The organism is Shewanella sp. KX20019 (assembly GCF_016757755.1).
Classification (GTDB): domain Bacteria; phylum Pseudomonadota; class Gammaproteobacteria; order Enterobacterales; family Shewanellaceae; genus Shewanella.
Genome location: NZ_CP068437.1, coordinates 1,164,577 through 1,181,664, shown reverse-complemented (window position 1 = coordinate 1,181,664; position 17,088 = coordinate 1,164,577). Strand labels below are relative to the sequence as shown.

The following is a 17,088-nucleotide window of genomic DNA, read 5'->3' as shown; positions in this document are numbered from 1 at the left end:
AGTTTTTCTCATGTTACACATGTAATTTTTTTACACTAAAATGCTGCTTTTCAAGGGTCAAATAACAAGTGCATGAAATAAAAGGCTTATTCACCTTTAGCTAAAACAGTTAAATGTTAATCTTGTTCGCTTTGACACAGCTTAGGCAGGCTTTTTTTCTTGCCTAGCGCCTGCTGAATAAACAGTGTTTTCAATGGCGCAAAATTATCCACCAGATTCAAGCCAAGATCGCGGATCGCTTTCTTGATGGGGTTAGTGCCCTCAAATAGCCTTTTAAAGCCCTCCATTGCACTGATCATCTCTAGTGCTTCGGCTTTGCGCCAGCGCTCAAGGCTACGCAGGTTTTGGTAATCACCAATGTCTTTGCCCTGCTCCTTTAGCTCGCTGACTGTCTCTATGATGCTGGCGGCATCTAAGAAACCCAAGTTAACCCCCTGCCCAGCTAATGGATGAATCGTATGGGCAGCATCACCAGCCAACACTAAACGATGGCGGGCAAAGTGGCGCGCATAACGCATACGTAGCGGAAATGCCTGGCGATCACTCTCGAGCGAACACATGCCTAAACGGCCATCGAATGCGGCTGTGAGTGCACGCTCGAACAGCTGTTTGTCCAGCGCTAGCAGCGCTTCGGCTTTATCGGGCGACACTGACCACACGATTGAGCAAAGATCTTTCTCATATAAAGGTAGGAAAGCCAGCGGCCCTTCGCTATCGAATACTTGTCTGGCGGTGTCCCTATGGGGCAGTTCGGTGCGAATAGTGGCGACGATGGCGTGGTGATTGTAGTCCCAGAAAGTCATCGGGATTTTGCACTGTTCCCGCACCCAGGAATTAGCACCATCGGCGGCAACCACTAATGCCGCACTGATATTTTCGCCATTATCTAAGGTTAGCCATGCCTCTCGCTCGCCAAAGGCGATGCGCTCAAGGCGTTGGTTTTCGATATAGGTTAGCTCTTCAAATTCACTCGCGCGCTCCGCTAATGCAAAGGCGATAGAGTCGTTTTCGATGATGGCGCCTAGATGGGTTTCGCTAAGAGAATGTGCATCGAAGTCAATTTTACCGAGACTATCTTTGTCCCACACCTGCATTTTTTGATATGGGCTGATGCGACTTGCTGCTAGATAAGGCCATGCGCCCAAATTAGTGAGTAACTGCTGACTCGCCTTGTTAATGGCGCTCACTCTGAGTTTAGGTGCGCCAGAGACGGCATGAGTTTGCCCTGCATCAATCACTACGACGTTAACGCCTTTCATTGCCAAGCCAATGGCGGTAGCTAACCCTACCATTCCACCGCCAACAACCGCGACATCATAAGTTTTTGTGCTTAACATTTTCATCCCTTACTCATTTAACAAAATAGAATATCAACGGTGCTGACTAAATCAGCTTACTTGGCTCAGTTTGTTTGATTTAGCTTGTTTGACTCAACTTTTTGCCCAGCCCATGGCTTTACGTGCCACGGGCGCTTTCAGCGGCGGAAACCACGATAACAAACGCAAACCTAGGTTGCGGCCTAGCACTAATGGCCAATAATCATTGGAGAAGCCGCGCACTAATAACTCAATATAGGTCATGGTGCTGTCTCTGTCGGCATTACGGCGGGCTAAATAATCATGGGTCACTTGGCTGAGACCAACATCCACTGCGCAGTCGCTATGGCTGAGTGATTGCTTTATCACCTCTAGTAAACTGACCACGTCGCGTAGCCCCAAGTTAAAACCTTGGCCGGCGATAGGGTGCAACGTTTGCGCAGCGTTACCTAAAAACACCGTGCGGTGATAGATAGGCCGTGGCATATAGGACAGCATTAACGGATAACTAAAGCGCTCGCCTATATCCATAAAGCGCCCAGCTCGGTAACCAAATGCGCTTTGCAGCTTTTTGATAAACTCCGCTTTTGGCGCCTTAAGCAGTTGCTCGGCTTCTTGCGGTGACAACGCCCACACCATCGAAAGCCGATTGTCGCCATGACGGTTCGCCATCGGCAGCAGCGCTAACGGCCCTGTTTTAGTGAAGCGCTCAAACGCCCAACCTTGATGTGGCTGCTCAGTTTGAATATTAGTAATGATTGCGGTTTGTTGAAAATCGACCTGCTCTAATGGCTGCTTAAATGCCTGACGCACTTTTGAGTTTAGACCGTCGGCGGCGACCAAGAGTTTAGCGGCTATCTGCTGGCCAGTGTCTAAGGTCAACAGTTGCTGTTCGGTTTGTGCCTCAACCTCATGCAAACTTGCAGGGCAGTATAACTGGATGTCGCTTTTTGCAAGCTGACTGAACAGCTGCTGGCCGACAGCTTCGAGCTCGACCACCTGGCCTAAATAAGGTAGCTGAAAGTCGTCGCGACTAAGCTCGGTCATACCGAAGTTGCCACGCTCTGAGATATGAATATGGTTAATTTCGCTAGCAAGCGCGGCAATGTGTGGCCATATCTGCAGTTTTTTTAACTCGAAGATAGAACCATGGGAGATGGCAATTGAGCGAGCGTCGAAGCCAGGATGGTCGTTATTGGGACGATGCGCTTCAATCAAGGCAATTTTAAGCGGACGCTTAGCTTGCAGGGCGATGTGTGCCAGCCCAAGTGCTAAGGTCGCGCCGACCATAGCGCCGCCGACAATCGCTATATCGACCTGTTCAACCGCTGTTGTATTAGTCATGGAATGATTAACCCGATAACTGTTTTATTGCCGTTACTTACTCTGGTTTATTAGAGAGTAAACCGCCATGACACAAGTGCGATGGCGGTTAAGCAACGGATGGTTAGTGCAACACACCAAGATCTATTGGCGTGTCGTCTTCGATAGCTGGACCAAACTCGGAGTAACATAGCAATGCGGCCATGCGAGTGAACTCCATCAGTTCGATAAGGGCCGCTTCTGACTCATCGTCTTCGGCAACATCAAACTCCACTTGGGCGATCTCAGACAGGTCTTGGATCACTTCGCGCACCTCTGTTGATGCTTTATTCAATTTCGGCTGAATAATCGCAATCCCAGTAAGGAAGCTCTGTACCCATAACGATAGCGCTTCGACGCGCTTTGGCAGTGACTCCTCCTCTTCAGGCAGCATTGGGCTAAAACCAAAGTCAGTATCGGACAGGCGCGTTACCGCGTCTTGGTATAGCTCTTCAACCAATGCCTGCAATTTTGGCGGCAGTGCTTGGCCGTCATTCATCAGCTCTAATAACGGCAGAGTCCAGCCTTTAGATGATTGTTCGACACCGCCACAGATCAAGCCAACTAATGCGCCGTGAACTTCGACAGGGTGCTGACCAATTTCAGCTTCGTTGAGTGCCGCAAGTAAGTTATCTATGCGGAGCGTTGGGAGGGTCGCCATAAAGTCGTTTCCAGTCACAAAATTTACTGGCTTCATGCTAGCAGAACTGACTGATTCGACCAAGAGTTGCCACCATAAAGTGGCTAAAAGTTTGCGAGAGCAACCACAAAAGCAGCAATCAACAATGTTTACTGCGATTACAATTGCTATCGATGGGTAAAAAGTGAAGATATCTAACGGTAACTTAAGTAACAACGCAATTAGCCCAAACGCCCAAAGCGCTTCATGTTTGTACGCTAATGGTTATCTAAACAACAATTAATCTAAACTATCTCTGTTTAGGTGGAGATCGTGTTGCACTTTGCTTTTTAGACCGATATAGTCCGCTCAAGTACACGGTTAAAGGATTCCTTTAGGGATGGGTAACAAGGCGATTGAAATTACCCTTATGGGGCGCACCTACTCTATCGCTTGTCCAGACGGACAAGAGACAGCACTTAGGCACGTGGCTCACAATCTCGAAAAGCAGTTATTGTCGTTAAAAGCACGTACAAATAACATTAGCCGTGAAGAAATTGCCATTATGGCGGCATTAAATACCGGTTATGAGCTGTTAGAAGAACAGCAGAAGAATCAAGATTATAATAAGCAGATGGATGAAAAAATCGGTTTGCTGCAGTCGACTTTAGAGAATGCATTAGTAGAACGTTCTTCGAAAGACGATTAAAACAGGGTATAATCTGCCGTAACAGACGTTGAACGAGTTTGAATTCAGGTTCGAATTGACGTTTTAAAGAATTATTGTCGTAAGCCGTTTTAAGGTTAATTGACCTGCTTACGAATACAAGTTTTGCTCCCTGGGATACGCGTTAGCTGGCAATGTCCCTGTGCCGATATCTACAAACCCAGGGTGAACGTTTTACTGACATTGTGCAAGCTCGGCTCGTATCGAGAAGCCTTAGGAGGTATTCGTTTACCCGCCTTGAACTTACGGTTCAAAGGTCTACGTCGGCGACGGTATTCTGGGGAGCAATTTAATTTTGTTTATTGTAAACAAGCAGCAAGCCATCACTGAAAAGTGGTGGCTTTTTTGTGCCTATACGATTCTCCCCAGAATACCGCTGTAGCGGGACTCTTTATGAAAAGATACGGGAGCAATTTAATTTTACTGAAAGCCACTCTTTTTAAGAGTGGCTTTTTTGTATCTAGGGTTTGAGGTTCAACAATGTGAGCTCCCCAGAATACCGCTGTTGCGGGACTCTTTATGAAAAGATGCGGGGAGCAATTTAATTTTGTTTATTGTAAACAAGCAGCAAGCCATCACTGAAAAGTGGTGGCTTTTTTGTGCCTATACGATTCTCCCCAGAATACCGCTGTTGCGGGACTCTTTATGAAAAGATGCGGGGAGCAATTTAATTTTGTTTATTGTAAACAAGCAGCAAGCCATCACTGAAAAGTGGTGGCTTTTTTGTGCCTGTGGTTTGGAGCTAAGACGATTTAGAGCCGGGAAATGCTGAGACGGTGAATAGATCGGAAAAGCTAAGACGATAGAAACCGAGTACAGTCGAGTACAGTCGAGTACAGTCGAGTACAGTCGAGTACAGTCGAGTACAGTCGAGTACAGTCGAGTACAGTCGAGTACAGTCGAGTACAGTCGAGTACAGTCGAGTACAGTCGAGTACAGTCGAGTACAGTCGAGTACAGTCGAGTACAGTCGAGTACAGTCGAGTACAGTCGAGTACAGTCGAGTACAGTCGAGTACAGTCGAGTAGCCACAAAAACACTGGTGGTCGTGCTTTACAATCAATGTTTGGTGGAGCAATTCAAGCCAGAACTAAATCCCCTATCTAAGACTTTCAACTTGAATAATCCTTCACCTATGTTACTTTTATTTTTTTCATTTATAGCAATGGCTTATGTTTGACGAATTTAAGATTCAACTAACGACCTTCGACTGGAATGGTGTTTCAGGTTTAACTAATATTTTGATGGTTATTCTGACCGGGTTGCTACTCTACGGTCTGAAGCAAGGTTCTAACAATATCAAAGAGTCTTCACTATCCAGAGATGCTGATATTCTTCGCTGGGCAATGGCTGAAATGGATCTGTTAAAACCTGCAATCCTCATTCTAACGAATGCACATAAAAGTCGCCCATATTGTAGCTGCCCCGGAGAGCACATAAAACACTACGACTGTAGCTGGAATAAAGAGGAATTAGCAGCAGCACAAGAGGTCAGTGTAAAGCTTCAACGTATAGGGTATATGGCCTTACATAATTTGATCTCAAGAAATCACTTTATGAATATTTGGGGGCCTATGTATCTATCAACTTGGTACTCTTTAGAAGCATGGGTTAAACACAAAAGACTTGATTTAGATGAACCGCTTACTATAGAAGGTGGCGCATACTCACGTATTTACTTAGAACAGTTTGCTCATTATTGTGAAGATAACATGCCTGATGTTTTAGTGAACAACGAGCGTAGAAGGTTTAACTTGCCGACTATTACCCCCCATAAAAAGAAGCCAAGACTAAAAGTTTCCAAAGTACTCAAACCTAAGAAAGAAAAACTGGATATTTAGAAGTTACAAATACAGTTTCTTGCTATAGACGCTTTAATCGTCTTTGAAACATGACTCCTAAATTGGACTTCAGCTATACCTTAATAAAAATGCTCACACTAAAAATTTCAGTCCCTTTAAAAAGGGGCTGATCTCTAGTCTACTTTTAGTGTAAAATCTCCTCTTTCGTCAGTCCAAAAGCCAAGTAACTTAGATCCTGTTAATTAGGTCCTAAGAATTAGACCCTAAGAATAAACAATGTCACAGACTCTGTTTTATCTGATGCCTAACAGCAATAACGCCCAGCGCAACGCTCAACTTTCAGCGTTGGAGCAGGTCGCTATGTTTGCGTGTGAATTGGCGCATCAGGCTTTTGTAAACCAACAATGGGTCTACATTCATTGCGCTGACCAAGAACAGGCTTACGCCATTGATGAACTTTTATGGCAGTTTGAGCCGCAATTTTTCGTGCCCCATAACCTTAAAGGTGAAGGCCCGACCGGCGGCGCTCCAGTTGAAATAGGCTTTGATAGGCTTGGAGCCAACAAAAATCGTCATGTTCTGATTAATCTTGCAGACCAAGTGCCGCAATTTGCGGTAAACTTTGCTCAGATTATCGACTTCGTTGCCAACGACGACAGCCATAAGGCGATCGCACGCGATCGCTATCGGCAATATCGCACTCTTGGGATTGCATTAACGACCCAAGACTTGAGCAATATAACCAATTAATTTTAGTTTGAGATAAGCACGCTCCCATGGAAAAAACATATAACCCGCAGTCTATCGAACAGTCTCTTTACCAAAACTGGGAAGAGAAAGGTTACTTCAAGCCACACGGCGACGAGTCTCAAGGCAACTATTGCATCATGATCCCGCCACCAAACGTGACGGGTAGCTTGCATATGGGCCACGCTTTCCAAGATACCATTATGGATACCTTGACCCGTTACCAACGTATGAAAGGGAAAAACACCCTTTGGCAGGTCGGAACTGACCACGCTGGTATTGCAACGCAGATGTTGGTTGAGCGTAAAGTTGCTGCTGAAGAGGGTTTGAGTCGTCACGATTTAGGTCGCGAAAACTTTATCGATCGCATTTGGGATTGGAAAAAAGAGTCTGGTGGCACCATCACTAAACAACTACGTCGTCTTGGCGCGTCAGTTGATTGGGATCGTGAGCGTTTCACTATGGACGATGGCATGTCTGAAGCGGTACAAGAGGTGTTTGTACGCCTTTTTGAAGATGACATGATTTACCGTGGTAAGCGTTTGGTCAACTGGGATCCAGAGCTGCATACCGCTATCTCAGATTTGGAAGTTGAGAACAAAGAAAAACAGGGCAGCATGTGGCATTTCCGCTACCCGCTTGCCGAAGGCGCATTAACCAGCGATGGCAAAGATTACTTAGAGATCGCGACCACGCGTCCCGAGACCATGCTAGGCGATAGCGCAGTAGCTGTTCATCCAGATGATGAACGTTACCAGTCATTAATAGGTAAGTTTATTCACCTACCGATTGTTAACCGTCTTATCCCTATCGTTGCTGACGATTACGTTGATATGGAGTTCGGTACCGGTTGTGTGAAAATCACCCCTGCACATGACTTTAACGATTACGAAGTCGGTAAGCGTCACGAACTGCCTATGTATAACATTTTGACATTTGACGCGGCTATCCGTTCATCTGCTGAAATTGTTAACACTGACGGTACTGCTAACACCGAGTTAGACAATACGCTACCAGCTAGCTATGCCGGTCTTGACCGTTTTGAAGCACGTAAAGCGGTTGTTGCTGAGCTTGAAACCTTAGGTCTGCTAGGTAAAATCGATCCACATGGATTGAAAGTGCCTTATGGCGATCGCTCTGGCGTGGTTATTGAGCCGCTACTTACTGATCAATGGTATGTATCGGTTGCACCTATGGCTAAAACAGCCATGGAAGCGGTTGATAACGGCGACATTAAGTTTGTGCCACAGCAATACGAGAACATGTACAACTCGTGGATGCGTGACATTAACGACTGGTGTATTTCACGTCAGCTTTGGTGGGGACACCGCATTCCAGCTTGGTATGACGAAGCAGGTAAAGTTTACGTTGGCCGTGATGAAGCTGAAGTACGTGCTAAGCACAAGCTTGATGATACTGTAGCGCTGCGCCAAGACAACGATGTACTGGATACTTGGTTTAGCTCTGCATTGTGGACCTTCTCTACATTGGGCTGGCCTAAAGATACAGCCGAGCTTAAAGCTTTCCACCCAACAGATGTACTCGTCACTGGTTTTGACATCATCTTCTTCTGGGTTGCCCGCATGATCATGATGACCATGCATTTCATCAAGGATGAAAACGGTAAACCACAAGTACCGTTTAAGACTGTGTATGTAACAGGCCTTATTCGTGATGAAGTCGGCAACAAGATGTCTAAGTCTAAGGGTAACGTACTCGATCCTTTAGATATGATTGACGGTATCGATCTTGAATCATTAGTGCAAAAGCGCACTGGCAACATGATGCAGCCTAAGATGGCCGCTAAGATTGAAAAGAGCACCCGTAAAGAGTTTAGTGACGGTATTGAGCCACACGGCACAGACGCACTGCGCTTTACCCTAGCGTCAATGGCATCAACTGGCCGTGACATCAACTGGGATATGAAGCGTCTTGATGGTTACCGCAGTTTCTGTAACAAGATCTGGAACGCATCACGCTATGTACTGATGAACACTGAAGTGCAGAATGAAGATGCTAGCGATGATGCTATCGGCGAAGCGTTAGATTGTGGCCAAATTTTGCTTGATGGCAAGCCTGGCGCAATGGAGCTGTCTCTGGCTGATCGCTGGATTATCGGCCTGTTCAATGAAACCGTTAAAACCTATGACGAGCACATGGCTAACTACCGTTTCGACTTAGCCGCTAACACTATTTACGAATTCACTTGGAACCAGTTCTGTGATTGGTACTTAGAACTGACTAAGCCGGTAATGCAAAACGGCACTGACGCTCAGCTACGTGGTACACGCCACACGTTAGTGAACGTGCTTGAGCAGATGCAACGTCTTATGCACCCGATGATGCCTTACCTGACGGAAACTATCTGGCAGCGCGTTAAGCCGCTAGCGGGTGTTGAAGGTGAGACCTTAATGCTAGCGTCGTTCCCTGAGTATCAAGCTGATAAAGTTGATGCTACTGCAATGGAAGATCTCGAGTGGGTTAAGCAAGTCATCACTGCGGTACGAAACATTCGCGCCGAGCTGAACATCGCGCCATCTAAACCACTTAACGCGTTACTTCGCGGCGTGAGTGAGCAAGATAAGGCACGTATTGAAGCCAACCAAACCTTCTTCAAGACCCTAGCTAAGCTTGAGTCTATGACGATTCTTGCGGACGGTGAAACAGCGCCAATGTCGACCACTCAACTGGTAGGTAACATGGAGCTACTTATCCCAATGGCGGGCCTTATCGATGTGGCTAAAGAAGTGGCCCGTATCGACAAGTTACTTGAAAAAGCCGCTGGTGAGTTTAAGCGCATCGAAGGTAAGTTATCGAACCAAGGTTTTGTCGCCAAAGCGCCTGCTGCCGTAATTGAGAAAGAGCGTGCTAAGCAAGCTGAATATCAACGCGATATTGAAAAGCTTACTGAACAGAAAGCTGAGCTCGCTAAGCTAGAAGGTTAAGCCTTCTAACTTAAAAAACCTGATAAAGAATAAGGCAACCTTGCGGTTGCCTTTTTTATTTCTTTTCAGCCAGTATATTTTAACATGATGCTAGAGTAGATTATGTTTAGTCAGTTCAGTGGCCAATAATGATTGGTTAAAACCGTTAATAATTCGATTACCAATAACGATTTTTGGCACACCAGCCAAGTCAATAGAGGAGTACAGTTCGTCGGTAGCCGCATCACCCTGCTCTATATCTCTCTCAGTAAAAGCGATATTGTTCTCAGTTAAATACTCTTTCGCCTTCTTACAATAAGGGCACCATTGAGTAGTATAAATTACCACCTTATTATTCGTTTTCTCAAAATGCGCTTGGGTATTGATATCCACATATGCAGGCACTTGATTATACCACTGCCAACCTTGCTTAGCGCCTAACCCCAGCCCTAACCCTACAGCGATAATCAGAGCATAACTGGCAACATTTTTAATTTTAGTTAACCATCCGCTACTCATATTTTGCCCTTTTCATTTTAAAGTCGTTGCAACTCGATGTGAGGGTTTACGTCATTCAATCATAAAAAGTGGCACCTTAGTACAAGATGCCATTTTGAATCTAAATAACTCTAACTTTTCATTTAAACCATTACGACTAGTCACTCATACTATGGCTGACGATCGCAATAAGTAAAATATTCAGCACAAGCTCTAGTTTGACTTGGTGTCTGTGGTACTCCAGGATCCTCGCTATTGCCACACCACTTCTTCAATAGTTGGCAACTGGGGCCAGCCTGCACCGAAGTCGAGATTAATCCCCCCATGCCAACGCCAAAACTTAGTGCCAATATGGCGACTTTTAACTTATTTTTCATTTAGAAAATTCCATTTATTCTACTTAATATATTTAATCTACTTAATAAATCACTCAGTAATCTATTAAATGATTTCTAGTCAATAGACCACTGACTAATTGCCTTCACAATGCTATTTAACGTGGTCCAGAACCAGGGCAGTACGGAGTGTCAAGCTGAGAACAAGCCCAACGATTTCCATCTTCGCACATTCTCTCCAACGAACTACAGCTCGGGAATGCGACTGCCGAGGTAGACATTGCCCCGATGCCAACGCCAAAACTTAGTGCTAATATCGCGACTTTTAACTTATTATTCATTTGAAAAATTCCATTTAATAAATTTAATAATTTTACTCAGTAATCGAGTTAATAACTGATTGAGTAATTCCCTTAGCAATAGCCCTATCATGCAGCTATTTGCTCGCCTTTCAGCTAGCTCTATCTTAGGTGCTATTCGCAACATTGCGGTAAGACAAAATCGACCAAAAATCGCACTGCGAAGACGAAAATAGCAACTAAATGGACATTTATGTAACGCTCTCAAGCATCGAGCTTATGAGGCCTTAGACAGTAGATTTAACTCTGTAGGATAAATCGCAGCGTTAAGCTGCAGTTGATATTGTTTTGGTGAAACCCCAAACTCTCGCCTAAAGCATTTTGTGAAGTAAGAGCTAGAAGAGAAGCCTACCTTTTCGCAAATCTGCGCAATTTGTAACTCCTGCTCAAATAATGCCAGCGCTTTATTGAGTCTAAACCGACATAAAATTTGGCTAAAGTTCATACCAAAAGCTACACGTAACTTTCGATGTAGATGCCTATGGCTCATAGACAGACTTTTAGCTACATCAATATGGTTTAACGGCTGGTGATAACTTCCGGCTAAAATGAAACTGAATCTTTCAATAAAATTGCCACTTTTATCTCCTATTACTTCTGGCGGAAGCGGAGATAGACAGGGCAATACCTGAGTACTACTCTCTTGATTAAATGAGTAAGTTTGCATAAATCCATTTATCCTACTAATAAAGTCCAGTTTCACTAATTGCTCATAAAACATCTATTTCATATTGAATAACTGCATACAAAATACAAAGTGCTCCTTATTGTTACACTAAATGACAACAATTTAAAATAGCTTCATCCGTCAAAAGGCTCACACAAAGCAATTGCTGATAATCGATTGAGCCGAATACTTTCACTCTCTTAGTTTCTCTTCCCATTTGCCATTACGTTTACAAAATCACTATTTTAGATTAAGTTTATATTTACAGTCTAAAGCAACAGTCATCCTGGCCAGTAGCTGGTCGTCAATAACAACCTATTATTTTACTTAAAAGGGACAGACTCTATGGATACCAACAAGTTATTACTGATCATTATTGCTATTTTATTGCCGCCGGTGGCTGTTTTTCTTAAGAGTGGCGTCGGCAAAGACTTAGTTATCAATATCATTTTGTGTTTACTGTTCTTTATTCCAGGCGTACTCCACGCGTTATGGGTTGTTACCAAATAGCATCATCCACCTTTTTATCATGGTGCTCAGCTATCGCAAACAAAGTGTAAAAAGCCTTCTTTTAGGCTTTTTTATTGTCTTCAATTAACTGCTGCTTAACGAGCTCTATCATCGCTTTTGCAGCAAATGAGAGCGTCTGCTGCTTGCGCCAAAACAGCGATAACTCCCAGCGCAGCTCGCGACTCTCGAGCGGCACATTAACCACCGCATCCACTCGATAACGCTCAGCGATAATCTGTGGCAGCAGCATCACCCCTGTTCCCGCTGCCACCAGCGCGATACCAAAATCGGCATGGCTGACTCGGGTAATTTCAGCCGGAGCAAAACCAACTTTTTCACAAGCACTCAAAACCAGTTCGTAAAGTGTATATTCACGCTCGAACATCACTTGGGCTTGGTCGCGCAGATCGTTAAGCTGCAGCTGCTTTTGTAACGCCAACGGGTGGCTCTTTGGCACAACCACCACCATCGGCTCATTACGAATTCTCAGGCCATCGAACTCATCGTCAAAATCAATAATCCCTGTTGCTAGCTCAATGTCATCTTTTTTGAGTGCCGCGGTCTGCTCAATACCGCCGCGAACCAGCAACTGCATCTCGATTTTGGGGTAGTGTTGTCTAAATTTGGCTATTGCCGGTGCAAATAGCTCGGCACTGCCAAGTGGTGCTAACCCTAATCTTAGTGTGCCACCAGTAAGATTACGTAAACCATCGAGCTCGGCCAGCATTCGTTGGCGACCATTGATAAGCTGTTCTGCATGGCGATAAACCACCTTGCCTGCAGCGGTAAGCTTAACTTGCGTGCCACGCTTGCCTCGCTCTAACAACACCATTTGCAACTCCTCTTCTAGCAACCTAATTGCCTTGGATAGTGCAGGTTGTGTCAAAAATACGGTTTTACTGGCTTTGGAAAAACCACCCGCATTAACCACCTCAACAAAGTAGTGCAGCGCTTTTAGATCCATTTAAATAACCATTAGCTATAGAGTCTATACATAATATTCATTTTTTCTATTAAATAAGCAAGCGTAAACTAGCGTTATCAAAGTAAGCCCGTATTAGGAATCAACATGGCTGCTAAGCAAAATTCAATAAGATTAAAGATGCATGCCAAGGTTAGCTCCAAAATTCAGCTCTGTTTGCAACGCTTTATACAGGTACTGTTGTTTTGCGCTTTTGCTTGGGGTTGTCAAGTTCTCGCTCAGGATATTAACTCGCCAGTACCAGGCAGCGTCATTGGCTTGGGGTTATTGCTAATGCTGTTATCGCTAAAATGGGTGCCAGAGCAAACCGTAAGTATTGGAGCGGCTTGGTTAATTGGTGATCTGCTACTGTTTTTTATTCCGCCAGTGGTCGCGGTGATCAAGTATCAAGCGCTACTAGAACACTTTGGAATGGTGTTGATAGCTTCAATGTTAGTCGCCAGTACTTTCGTTTTACTTGGTACCGCCTTTACGGTTGATAGATTGTTTAAATTAGAGCGTAAACACCGATTAAAACTGCTATTAGCTCAAGGGGCAAACTAATGATCCTTTCACTATGGGGTGGCTTTTGTTTAGCACTCACCTTAATAGGTTACTACAGCAGCAAGGCGCTTTATCGTCGTCAGCAAAAGGTCTGGTTTGCACCCATTGTTATCGCACCACTGATCATTCTGTTTGTAGTAGTGACTTTAAACATTCCACTGGCTGACTATTTCAAATACACCCATTGGTTAGCTGCGCTATTAGCTCCGGCAACCATCGCCTTTGCGGTGCCCATTTATCACGAACGCGCATTGATAAAGCAATATCCCATCACCTTGAGTGTTGGCGTGTTGGTTGGCTTACTACTGGGTATTGGCTCCTCTTGGTTGGTTGGCTACTTTGCCACCCTCCCCGCCGAGCTATCAAACAGTTTGATGGTACGTTCGGTTTCAACGCCTTTTGCCATCGAAGCCACCACCGCCTTTGGCGGCGTACCTGAGCTTACCGCAATGCTAGTGCTGATTACTGGTGTGATGGGGATGTTGATCTGCGAACCTCTGTTTAAGGTCGCCAAGATCCGCAGCTCGGTAGCAAAAGGCGTCGCCCTTGGTGCTACGGCTCATGGTGCAGGCGCAGCTAAAGCCAGTGAGATAGGTAGACAAGAGGGAGTCATCGCCAGCTTAACCATGATTTTCACCGGTATTGCCATGGTGATTATGGCGCCAATGTTTGCATATATCGTTAACTAGGTTTAACCAGTCTAGATAAAACCTACTACCAGATGCATCATTATCAAAGACCGCATAAATAATCTTGACTCCAACTCAACCCTCCTCACCTCAGCCTCAATATCATGAGTTCCTCTCAAACAGCCATTAACGCATTGGTGTTTGTCATCAAATTAGGTAAAGTGTCGACTGCAATCACAAGCTTGCAGCGTTTTGGCAAAGATTCTTACGTTCAATCCACCCAAAACCAACATAAATATGCTTCTTAAAAACGAAAGCAATAATAAATATAAATAATTAAAACAATTAGAGGAAAGTTATGAGCGAGTCAAAAGATGCTTACGCAGATAACGACCTACGGGAAGTCAAACAGCTGGGAATGTGGGCCTCGATTGCCAGCTTAAGCTATATATTCTGGATAGTCGGCGGCATGGAGCTGGTCGAGCGTATTGCTTATTATGGAGTTAAAGCTAGTGCGGGCTTGTACGCCAAAGCGCCAGTGTCTGAAGGTGGCCTAGGGATCACCTTAAGTGACTACGGTACCATTATTGGCCTTTGGGCACTGATGCAAACTTTTATTCCTGTCTTTACCGGCGGGATCTCGGATCGTGTCGGTTATAAAGAAACCATTTTTGCCTCTACTATAATCAAGATCTCAGGTTATATCGTGATGGCGCTATTCCCAAGTTTTTGGGGATTCCTATTCGGCGCGATATTACTCGCCAGTGGTACCGGAGTTTTTAAGCCCGGCATTCAAGGCACTTTAGTGCTGTCTACCGGTAGGCAAAGCACCTCTATGGCTTGGGGTATTTTCTACCAAGTGGTCAATATTGGTGGTTTTCTTGGCCCACTCGTTGCTGTACATATGCGCCAACTGTCTTGGGACTATGTGTTTTACGCTTGCGCAGCAATCATCTCGCTTAACTTCCTATTCCTACTCGCCTATAAAGAGCCAGGAAAAGAGGAGCGAATGGAGCGCAACCGTAAAATCAAGTCAGGCGAAATTAAGCAGATCCCACTATGGAGAGATGCATTGCAGGAGCTGAAAAAGCCGGTCGTGATCTACTACATGTTAGTGTTTGCCGGATTTTGGTTCCTGTTTAATTCGCTATTTGACGTGCTACCTATTCATATCGCCGAGTGGGTCGATACCAGTGTGATTGTGACCTCACTATTTGGCGCTGAAGGCACCTCAAACGGGATCTTCCAGTTCTGGCTCGGACTCGACAATACCGGAACCAAGGTGATGCCTGAAGGTATGCTCAACCTTAACGCGGGTATGATCATGACTACCTGTTTCTTGGTAGCCGCCTTAACCGCAAAATACCGTATTACCTCCGCAATGCTCGGTGGTTGTTTACTGAGTATTTTTGCCTTCATCATAATCGGTGCCACAAACGCGGCATGGATGATGGTGCTGGCAATTGCGATGTTCTCTTTCGGCGAGATGATGATCAGCCCAAAGAAAGGTGAGTTTATGGGCAACATTGCCCCAGAGGGCAAAAAAGCCATGTACCTTGGCTTTGTGATGCTGCCACAAGGGATAGGTTGGACTCTAGAAGGTTTCTTCGGCCCTAAATTGTATGAAATGTATGCATCTAAAGAGGTGTTCTCACTAGAGCTATTGGCTGAACGTGGTATGAGTGCCAACGAGATAAGTGCAATTCCTCAGGGTGAAGCCTTCACGACCTTAGTCGCCTATACGGGTGAACCAGCTCAAGCGTTAACAACATTACTTTATAACACCCATGATATAGGTATGGCTTGGTACATTATCGCGGCCATCGGTACTATCTCTGCAGTAGGTATCTACCTTTATGGTAAGTGGCTATATAAGCTCCAGCAACGCTAAACGTTTACGTAACATGATAAATTAGAACCGAAAAAAAGCTGACATCAATGTCAGCTTTTTTTATCTAAAGCGATAGGTTATGCCGCTTGTAACATTAACGCTTATGCAGCTTTTAATGATGCTGTAGTGTCGGCAGCTTTAGGCATACTTGCGGCAAACCTAACCTTACCTACCGGTAAAATTACCCGGCCATATTCAGCGTTAAGCACTTGAGCCATGGCGAAATAGATAGCGCTCAAACCACAGAAAATACCTTCAAAACCAGCAATAGTGCCAATAAGTTCGCTACCAGTAAAATCTCTTGCTGCCAACAGGAAGAACAGTACCGTCAGTGAACCAAATACAATCTGCTTCGCCAGCGGATAGCGCATTGAACCGATGAACATAAAGCCAGTGAAGATCCCCCACAGCGATAAGTACCACCCCATAAACCCAGCTGGACTGGCTGCTAACCCCATTTTAGGCATCACTATAAGCCCAACCAAGGTTAACCAAAACAAGCCATAAGAGGTAAATGCCGTGGTACCAAAAGTGTCGCCACGCTTGAAACACATCATGCCTACTAATACTTGACCGATACCGCCATAAAAGATGCCCATCGCGAGGATCATTGAATCTATCGGGAAAAAGCCCGCGTTGTGGATGTTAAGCAAAACGGTAGTCATACCGAATCCCATTAAGCCAAGTGGAGCTGGATTTGCGAGAGTGTTTGTAAGCTGTGTAGACATTGAGTTCCCCTACAGGAAGTGATCAATAAGCAATAATATGTGTAGCGGTTGCACTCAACCGCACTAGATTAACAATGGTTAATCTTAGCGCCGCGGATTTTAGTCAATGCTGTCACAGCAAGCAAATGCGTAGTAGGTAAAACAGTCGATAATGAATTGAGCAAAAAAACACTAATTTAAGTTATTATCAGTAACTTAAGATAAACATAATCAAACAAAGGCAAACTCTTACGCCAAACCACAGCAAGATCCCACTTTTCAACATTAGTCGATCACGATCACACCTAACCATGATTATCACTTTAGCAATGACTAAAACGACAACGTTTTACAGCTGAATAATTGCACTGGCTCACAAACTAGAACATTGGCTAATTTTGATTAAAAATAACTGCAGCGCTGACTCTTGCAACGCCTAGATCTAGAACACGCTCAAAACAGCAGCGGTAG

18 protein-coding genes and 1 other RNA gene are annotated in these 17,088 nt (G+C 44.8%); 9 read left to right on the top strand and 10 right to left on the bottom strand.

The window, feature by feature from the left end:
* Positions 1 to 116 precede the first annotated feature (116 nt).
* The 3 genes from JK628_RS05190 to JK628_RS05180 all read right to left on the bottom strand — a co-directional run bounded on the left by JK628_RS05190 (position 117) and on the right by JK628_RS05180 (position 3,339).
* Entirely contained in the window at positions 117 to 1,337 is a 1,221-nt protein-coding gene (locus tag JK628_RS05190; RefSeq protein WP_202288268.1) for an FAD-dependent monooxygenase, read from the bottom strand.
* A gap of 93 nt (positions 1,338 to 1,430) precedes the next feature.
* Positions 1,431 to 2,660: a 2-octaprenyl-6-methoxyphenyl hydroxylase gene (gene ubiH / locus JK628_RS05185; protein ID WP_202288266.1), complete on the bottom strand. Its 1,230-nt coding sequence runs from the start codon at positions 2,658 to 2,660 to the stop codon at positions 1,431 to 1,433.
* Positions 2,661 to 2,763: 103 nt separating this feature from the next.
* Positions 2,764 to 3,339, bottom strand: a complete 576-nt coding sequence (locus JK628_RS05180) for a UPF0149 family protein (RefSeq protein ID WP_202288264.1) — start codon at positions 3,337 to 3,339, stop codon at positions 2,764 to 2,766.
* Positions 3,340 to 3,697: 358 nt separating this feature from the next.
* Here JK628_RS05180 and JK628_RS05175 point away from each other — a divergent pair, with 358 nt between their 5' ends.
* Complete coding sequence (locus tag JK628_RS05175) at positions 3,698 to 4,006, top strand: cell division protein ZapA (RefSeq protein ID WP_202288263.1); 309 nt, start codon at positions 3,698 to 3,700, stop codon at positions 4,004 to 4,006.
* Positions 4,007 to 4,130: 124 nt separating this feature from the next.
* Positions 4,131 to 4,312, top strand: a non-coding RNA gene (ssrS, locus tag JK628_RS05170) — 6S RNA.
* 454 nt (positions 4,313 to 4,766) lie between these two features.
* Here ssrS and JK628_RS05165 read toward each other — a convergent pair.
* Positions 4,767 to 5,063 (bottom strand): hypothetical protein, encoded by a 297-nt coding sequence (locus JK628_RS05165; RefSeq protein ID WP_202288261.1) that lies wholly within the window; start codon positions 5,061 to 5,063, stop codon positions 4,767 to 4,769.
* A gap of 132 nt (positions 5,064 to 5,195) precedes the next feature.
* Between JK628_RS05165 and JK628_RS05160 the strand changes: the two genes are divergently transcribed.
* From JK628_RS05160 to JK628_RS05150, 3 genes are all read left to right on the top strand, one after another.
* The gene (locus JK628_RS05160) at positions 5,196 to 5,864 is read left to right on the top strand and encodes a hypothetical protein (protein WP_202288259.1); all 669 of its coding nucleotides are present in this window, start codon (positions 5,196 to 5,198) and stop codon (positions 5,862 to 5,864) included.
* A 237-nt stretch (positions 5,865 to 6,101) separates the two neighbouring features.
* Entirely contained in the window at positions 6,102 to 6,575 is a 474-nt protein-coding gene (locus tag JK628_RS05155; protein ID WP_202288257.1) for a DNA polymerase III subunit chi, read from the top strand.
* A 26-nt stretch (positions 6,576 to 6,601) separates the two neighbouring features.
* Entirely contained in the window at positions 6,602 to 9,517 is a 2,916-nt protein-coding gene (locus JK628_RS05150; RefSeq protein ID WP_202288255.1) for a valine--tRNA ligase, read from the top strand.
* A 90-nt stretch (positions 9,518 to 9,607) separates the two neighbouring features.
* Here the strand turns inward: JK628_RS05150 and JK628_RS05145 are convergent, their stop codons facing one another.
* The 4 genes from JK628_RS05145 to JK628_RS05130 all read right to left on the bottom strand — a co-directional run bounded on the left by JK628_RS05145 (position 9,608) and on the right by JK628_RS05130 (position 11,391).
* Positions 9,608 to 10,015: a glutaredoxin family protein gene (locus JK628_RS05145; protein ID WP_202288253.1), complete on the bottom strand. Its 408-nt coding sequence runs from the start codon at positions 10,013 to 10,015 to the stop codon at positions 9,608 to 9,610.
* 149 nt (positions 10,016 to 10,164) lie between these two features.
* Positions 10,165 to 10,371: a hypothetical protein gene (locus JK628_RS05140; RefSeq protein ID WP_202288252.1), complete on the bottom strand. Its 207-nt coding sequence runs from the start codon at positions 10,369 to 10,371 to the stop codon at positions 10,165 to 10,167.
* A gap of 116 nt (positions 10,372 to 10,487) precedes the next feature.
* On the bottom strand, positions 10,488 to 10,670 hold the full coding sequence (locus JK628_RS05135; protein ID WP_202288250.1) for a hypothetical protein: 183 nt from the start codon (positions 10,668 to 10,670) through the stop codon (positions 10,488 to 10,490).
* A 235-nt stretch (positions 10,671 to 10,905) separates the two neighbouring features.
* Entirely contained in the window at positions 10,906 to 11,391 is a 486-nt protein-coding gene (locus JK628_RS05130; RefSeq protein ID WP_202288248.1) for a helix-turn-helix transcriptional regulator, read from the bottom strand.
* 309 nt (positions 11,392 to 11,700) lie between these two features.
* Between JK628_RS05130 and JK628_RS05125 the strand changes: the two genes are divergently transcribed.
* A complete protein-coding gene (locus JK628_RS05125; RefSeq protein WP_202288246.1) occupies positions 11,701 to 11,865 on the top strand; it encodes a YqaE/Pmp3 family membrane protein in 165 nt (54 codons plus the stop codon).
* A gap of 61 nt (positions 11,866 to 11,926) precedes the next feature.
* Here the strand turns inward: JK628_RS05125 and JK628_RS05120 are convergent, their stop codons facing one another.
* Positions 11,927 to 12,829, bottom strand: coding sequence for a LysR family transcriptional regulator (locus JK628_RS05120; RefSeq protein WP_202288244.1), 903 nt, complete (start codon positions 12,827 to 12,829; stop codon positions 11,927 to 11,929).
* Between the two features lie 138 nt (positions 12,830 to 12,967).
* On the opposite strand from JK628_RS05120, the gene JK628_RS05115 reads away from it, so the two are divergent.
* The 3 genes from JK628_RS05115 (at position 12,968) to JK628_RS05105 (ending at position 15,910) form a co-directional block, all read left to right on the top strand.
* Positions 12,968 to 13,390, top strand: a complete 423-nt coding sequence (locus tag JK628_RS05115) for a CidA/LrgA family protein (RefSeq protein ID WP_202289716.1) — start codon at positions 12,968 to 12,970, stop codon at positions 13,388 to 13,390.
* Positions 13,390 to 14,079 (top strand): LrgB family protein, encoded by a 690-nt coding sequence (locus JK628_RS05110; RefSeq protein ID WP_202288242.1) that lies wholly within the window; start codon positions 13,390 to 13,392, stop codon positions 14,077 to 14,079. The genes JK628_RS05115 and JK628_RS05110 overlap by 1 nt, the downstream gene beginning before the upstream one ends.
* A gap of 298 nt (positions 14,080 to 14,377) precedes the next feature.
* Positions 14,378 to 15,910 (top strand): MFS transporter, encoded by a 1,533-nt coding sequence (locus JK628_RS05105; RefSeq protein ID WP_202288240.1) that lies wholly within the window; start codon positions 14,378 to 14,380, stop codon positions 15,908 to 15,910.
* 101 nt (positions 15,911 to 16,011) lie between these two features.
* Here the strand turns inward: JK628_RS05105 and JK628_RS05100 are convergent, their stop codons facing one another.
* Complete coding sequence (locus tag JK628_RS05100) at positions 16,012 to 16,638, bottom strand: acetate uptake transporter (protein ID WP_202288238.1); 627 nt, start codon at positions 16,636 to 16,638, stop codon at positions 16,012 to 16,014.
* Positions 16,639 to 17,088 lie beyond the last annotated feature (450 nt).